General features: G+C 58.8%; 5 protein-coding genes and 1 pseudogene. 4 read left to right on the forward strand and 2 right to left on the reverse strand.

Annotated elements, in window-relative coordinates:
* Positions 1-299 precede the first annotated feature (299 nt).
* Positions 300-1133 (forward strand): substrate-binding periplasmic protein, encoded by an 834-nt coding sequence (locus B3Y70_RS05565; RefSeq protein WP_114433714.1) that lies wholly within the window; start codon positions 300-302, stop codon positions 1131-1133.
* Here B3Y70_RS05565 and B3Y70_RS05570 read toward each other — a convergent pair.
* Positions 1109-2086: an META domain-containing protein gene (locus B3Y70_RS05570; RefSeq protein WP_288589355.1), complete on the reverse strand. Its 978-nt coding sequence runs from the start codon at positions 2084-2086 to the stop codon at positions 1109-1111. The genes B3Y70_RS05565 and B3Y70_RS05570 overlap by 25 nt on opposite strands.
* Positions 2087-2215: 129 nt before the next feature.
* A complete protein-coding gene (locus B3Y70_RS05575; RefSeq protein ID WP_286893540.1) occupies positions 2216-2653 on the reverse strand; it encodes an META domain-containing protein in 438 nt (145 codons plus the stop codon).
* Between the two features lie 109 nt (positions 2654-2762).
* Here B3Y70_RS05575 and B3Y70_RS05580 point away from each other — a divergent pair, with 109 nt between their 5' ends.
* The 3 genes and pseudogenes from B3Y70_RS05580 to B3Y70_RS05590 form a co-directional block, all read left to right on the forward strand.
* Positions 2763-3500, forward strand: coding sequence for a glutathione S-transferase family protein (locus tag B3Y70_RS05580; protein ID WP_206853641.1), 738 nt, complete (start codon positions 2763-2765; stop codon positions 3498-3500).
* 291 nt (positions 3501-3791) lie between these two features.
* A pseudogene (locus tag B3Y70_RS05585) lies at positions 3792-4604 on the forward strand (sterol desaturase family protein).
* A partial coding sequence (locus B3Y70_RS05590) for an alpha/beta fold hydrolase (protein ID WP_288589358.1) occupies positions 4570-5182 on the forward strand: 613 nt, incomplete at its 3' end. The pseudogene B3Y70_RS05585 and the gene B3Y70_RS05590, both read left to right, overlap by 35 nt.

Genomic DNA, 5182 nt, shown 5'->3' on the forward strand with positions numbered 1-5182 from the left:
GAACTGGAGACACCTTCCGGCGCCTCCGCCAGCAGCCGCTCGAGCTGGATCAGCTCCGGCAGGAAAGTGCGAAGCCTTCGTTTCTGGCCTTTGTCCCGGCGGGCTTGCTCCGCTGGTATCACCGCGTGGGGCGTCAATGCTTTCAGTTCGGTCATTTCAGGCTCTCTGGCAACGGCTGCTGACAGTGTGCGCCAGGAATGCTTCAGTCCGTTGACAGTGCCGAACCTGTTATTGCAAATAGTATGCAAGGGTATACTATGAAAATGCACCTTCGCAGATTACCGTGACCCGGTTCGCTCATGCCCAGATTCCCGTTGCTCATCCTGGCCCTGTTGATGGCCGCCTGCTCACCCGATGAGGCTACAGAACCAGGACGACATGAAGCCACGGAAAGCGCCACGCGCCAGCAACCTGCCCCCCACCCTGATCAACACCGGATCATTCTCGCCGCCGACCCCTGGTGCCCCCATAACTGCCGGGCTGGTGCGCCGGAGGAAGGTTATATGGTGGATATTGCGCGGGAGATTTTTGCCGCATCGGGCTTTGACGTTGAGTACAGAAACTATGGCTGGGCCCGCTCCCTGAGCCTGGCCCGGGAGAACCGGATTGATGGCGTTATCGGCGCCCTGAAAGGCGACGCCCCGGACTTTGTCTTTCCGGAGCGCCCCATGGGCACTGCCCGTATCGGCTTGTACACGCATCCGGAGAGTCAATGGCAATACCGGGGTCTGGAGTCGCTTAACGGAAAAACCCTGCTGGTGATCAACGGTTACTCCTACTCTCCGGAGCTGGATCGATATATTGCAGACTATACCGATGACCCCGAACGAGTGTGGGTCATCTCCGGAGCAGCGCCCCTCGGGCGAGCTCTCAGACTTCTGGCACAGGAACGCACCGATACCTTCGCCGAAGACCAGGCGGTCATGAGCTGGTTTTTGCGGGAGCATTCCGGATATCCACCTCCAAGACTGGCCGGGATCGCCCACCAGGCCCCCGTCTACATTGCCTTCTCGGCCGGGAATCCAAGATCGGGGGAACTGGCCAGACTGCTGGATGCGGGTCTGGCCAGGCTGGCTGAAACTGGCCGCCTGGACGTGATCAAGGCGTCCTACGGGCTTTCCACCTCGGACTGAAAAGCCTTGATGGTATTGCCAGCGGGTGTTTGCAGCAGCAATTCACCATGCCGGCCGATCCGGCCATCCGTTACCTCTTCCAGCAGCTCCAGGAAACGCCTTTCCTGATTCATCAATGCCGGCGCACAGGCCATCATGGTGGTGGCCTGAAGACTGAAGGACAACCCTTCTCCCGTCAGGTTGTAACTTCCCGTATAGCGATTACAGGAAGCCCGGCCAGCTACCCGGTTGTCCGCCAGAAACCTCAGGGTCATTCTGGAGCGGTCAATAATGCCGGCACCGGCAAGGTCTTCCACCGCCCATTCGGCACCCCGGAACAGCCGCTGACGATCCCCGCCACAACCCTCAAATGTCTCATCGCCGAGTGTCAAACGAACCTGAGCCGGATACTGAGCGCCAGCCATCTGGTCTTCACACAACTGATGAGCGATCCGCACCTCCGTCCGCTCGTCACCCAGCGTGGCTTCATAGGCGCGACCGTGGCGATTGGCAAGAATCTCGTTCAGGCGGATATCTTCGGTAACTTGCTGGTCGTAAGGACGGGTCAGCCGCATCTGGCCATTCTCGATAACAACAGACCAGAACGGTTCCGTGCCTATCCCACGAAACGAGGATTCAATGGCACCCGGCTCCAGGCACTCGGGAAGCGTCTCGCCACGCAGGCTCAGCGTTGCCCGCTCCCCCTTGCTCCAGAACCGGGTATCCGGGTCGCCGGGCGCGACAAACAAGGCGCCGGAGGCGCTCTCGGCCGGCTTGAGCAGAATCCGGCGATTCAGGTATTCCAGTCCTACCAGTTCGTCGTCACCGGAGCTGGTGACCGTAACGTCCAGCTGGCCACACTGGTAACGGCCAAACTCCGACAAGCCCGTTTTCGTCGGGCTGGAGGCACAGGCACTGATCAGGGCGCCGGCAAGAACCACGACTGACAGCGATACACCTTGTCGCAAAAACATGAACACATCCTCTGTTGTTCCAGACTACAAGTCGCCATTGTAGAGATTCCATCCTGGATTCACCACGATCGACGCAAAGCACTGAGTCAGAAACCTGCCTGTAGCACGTCATTGCCAAGACGCTCTTAACTACTCCTGCGTAGCCGCTGGCGAAGCCAGGATGGTAACGCCCTGGCCGGTCTCAAGCACCAGCCGGCCGTCAGCGGCAAACTGATACCCGTGAACATCGCCCAACAGTTTCAAAAACCGGTTTTCCTGCTGCATCAGGGTTTCAGGGCAGGCCATTCGCGTCGCGGCCATCTGGGAAGACACCAGTTCTTGACCCTGAATGTGCCAGCCTCCGTTGTAACGGTTGCAGGACGATGAACCAAACACCCGCCCTTCATCGGTGAACCCGATGGTAACCTCACTACCCTCAAGTACCGGCTCACCATCAATTTCTTCCACCATCCACTGGCTACCGGCCAGCGAACCGGGCTTTCCACCCTCTTTCTCGGCATTGAGGGAGCAGCCCCAGAGCGACCCGGTAATCAGCAACATCGCCATGACATTCTTTGCAAGACTCATATAACCCCCTGATACATAGTGAGATAACCATTGCATTCTACGCCTGCCGTCTTGGGAATTCGCATACAGAAAGGTTAATCTTGAGTTACCAGACATCCGGAGCTACACCATGGCGATCAAACTCTATCAGTTCTGCATTTCGCACTACTGCGAAAAGGCGCGTTGGGCCCTGGACTACAAGGGCATCAACTATCAGACCGTCAACCTGCTCCCGGGCCAGCATGTAAACACGATTCGCAAACTGACCGGGGCCGAGTCGTCTGTACCGGTACTCGAACACGACGGCCAGATCATCCAGGGGTCCGCACAGATCCTGGACTACCTCGACAAGGTCTTTCCAGACAAGCCCCTGTTGCCGACGGATCCAGGCCTTCAGGCCAGGGCCCTGGAATGGGAACAAAAGCTGGACGAACAGGCCGGCCCCGCTCTGCGCACCTGGGTGTACCACTATTTTCTGCAGCGCCCGAAAGTGGTGGTACCCATGCTGGCAGCGGGTACGCCGTTCTATAATCGCATCCTGCTTAGCCTGGCCTTCAGCCGGGTTGATGAGATCATGCGCAAGTGGATGAAGATCAACCAGAAAACCGCCGATAGCTCACAGGCAACCCTGGAGGCCCTGGTCAAGGAACTGGCAGAGATCTACCAGCAACGTCCGTTCCTCGTCGGTGACCAGTTTACCCGCGCCGATCTCACTGCATGCTCACTGCTGGCGCCGTTGTTCCAGCCGCCCGAGTACCCGGTACCATGGCCAAAGCCAACCAGGGTTCCGAAGCCTGTGCAGGCCTGGCTATCCGAATGGCAGGCTGCAATCGATCCCATCGCCGCGGTGTATCGCCAGAACCGGTGACGCTGGCCAGGCGGTGGCGGAATAGGCCAGCAACCCTGGCGCAATAGAACATCGCCTTTACCCGGCGCTGTGCGATGATGACTCCCAACAAAAATAATTCGGGGAGCGGCCATGGTGTTGATCGACATGATGCGGACAGTGCTGGAAGACAGCGGGCTGATCAGCCTCTGGCAGTTCCTGGCCCCCTGGCTGGCACTTGACGAACGACAGCTGATTTTCGTTATCGCCACCCCCGTGTTCATTGCGGTTACCTTGTGGGAATACCTGAAGATACGGCATGATCCACGGTTGATGAACGTGCCGGAGGCTATTCGCAACTTCGCCCTCGGTGCCGGCTACCAGGTTACGGAGCTACTTTTTGCCGGTCTGATCGCCTTCCCCGTCTACGCCCTCTGCTATCACTACCGCTTGCTGGAACTGGAACTGGAGCTGAACTGGGCGACCGGATTTCTGACCTTTCTCGGCGTGGATTTCTGTTTTTACTGGATGCACCGGGCCAGCCACCGCATGCGCTGGTTCTGGGCCGCCCATGTAGTCCATCATTCGTCCGAACGCATGAATTTCTCCACCGCCATGCGCCAGAATGCCACCAACATTTTCAACGGCATGTGGATTTTCTATTTGCCCATGGCGCTGATCGGTTTCAACCCGGTGTGGATCGGCATCGCCTATGCTTTCTCCCTGGTGTAGCAGTTTTTCGTGCACACCACGCTGGTGCGGCATCTGCCGGCCTGGGTCGAATTCCTTTTCAACACCCCGAGCCATCACCGGGTACACCATGGCCGCAATCCGGAATACATCGACCGCAATTACGGTGGCACACTGATTATCTGGGATCGCCTGTTCGGAACCTTTGTCCCGGAGAGCGACAGCAACCCACCGGAATACGGCATTACCCGGCAGATTCATTCCAATAACCTGATTGTGCTCTGGACCCACGAATATGTGGACATGTTCCGCGACATGGCCCGCCCCGGCAGCTTATTGTCCCGTCTTCAGCATTTATGGAATCCGCCGGAGTGGCAGCGCCCGGCACCTCAGAACAACAACAAGGATGCGGGCCGAAACCATGACCGAACACCCTCTGACGCTGAATACCCCTGATGGCCACACCATTGCCGGACGGCAATACCTGCCGGCACAGCCAGTTGCCATTCTGGTGATCAGCCATGGCATGGCGGAGCACGGTGATCGCTACCAGGAGCTGGCCCGCTGGCTCGGGGCTCACAACATTCTTGTCATCACCTATCACCACCGGGGTCATGGCCCCCACTGCCCGGCTGAACACCAGGGGCATTATGCAGACCAGGACGGATGGCAACGGGTGGTGGGCGATCTGGCACAGGTGGTAGAGACCGCCCGCAAGCAGCATCCAGGCCTGCCGGTGAATCTGCTCGGCCACAGCATGGGATCCTTCATCGCTCAGAGCTATGCCCAGCAATACGGCGACCGTATCAACGCCCTGATACTCAGTGCCACCAACCGCATCCACCGGCCCCAACTGCTGGCCTCGCGGCTGCTGGTCAACCTGATTGCCGGCGTCCGTGGCCGGCGCCATCGCAGCCGGCTCATCGGCAAGATGACCTTTGGCCAGTTCAATCGTGCTTTCCGGCCCAACCGTACCGGCAGCGACTGGCTGAGCCGTGATGCCGAGCAGGTAGACCGCTACGAAGCCGATCCTT

The organism is Marinobacter sp. UBA5687, from assembly GCF_002420325.1.
In the GTDB taxonomy this organism is placed as follows: Bacteria; Pseudomonadota; Gammaproteobacteria; order Pseudomonadales; family Oleiphilaceae; genus Marinobacter; species Marinobacter nauticus.

Bases quoted from the DNA above. Each gene is read 5' to 3' on its own strand.
- B3Y70_RS05565 (WP_114433714.1), top strand. From the start codon at position 300: ATGCCCAGATTCCCGTTGCTCATCCTGGCCCTGTTGATGGCCGCCTGC.
- B3Y70_RS05570 (WP_288589355.1), bottom strand. From the start codon at position 2,086: ATGTTTTTGCGACAAGGTGTATCGCTGTCAGTCGTGGTTCTTGCCGGC.
- B3Y70_RS05575 (WP_286893540.1), bottom strand. From the start codon at position 2,653: ATGAGTCTTGCAAAGAATGTCATGGCGATGTTGCTGATTACCGGGTCG.
- B3Y70_RS05580 (WP_206853641.1), top strand. From the start codon at position 2,763: ATGGCGATCAAACTCTATCAGTTCTGCATTTCGCACTACTGCGAAAAG.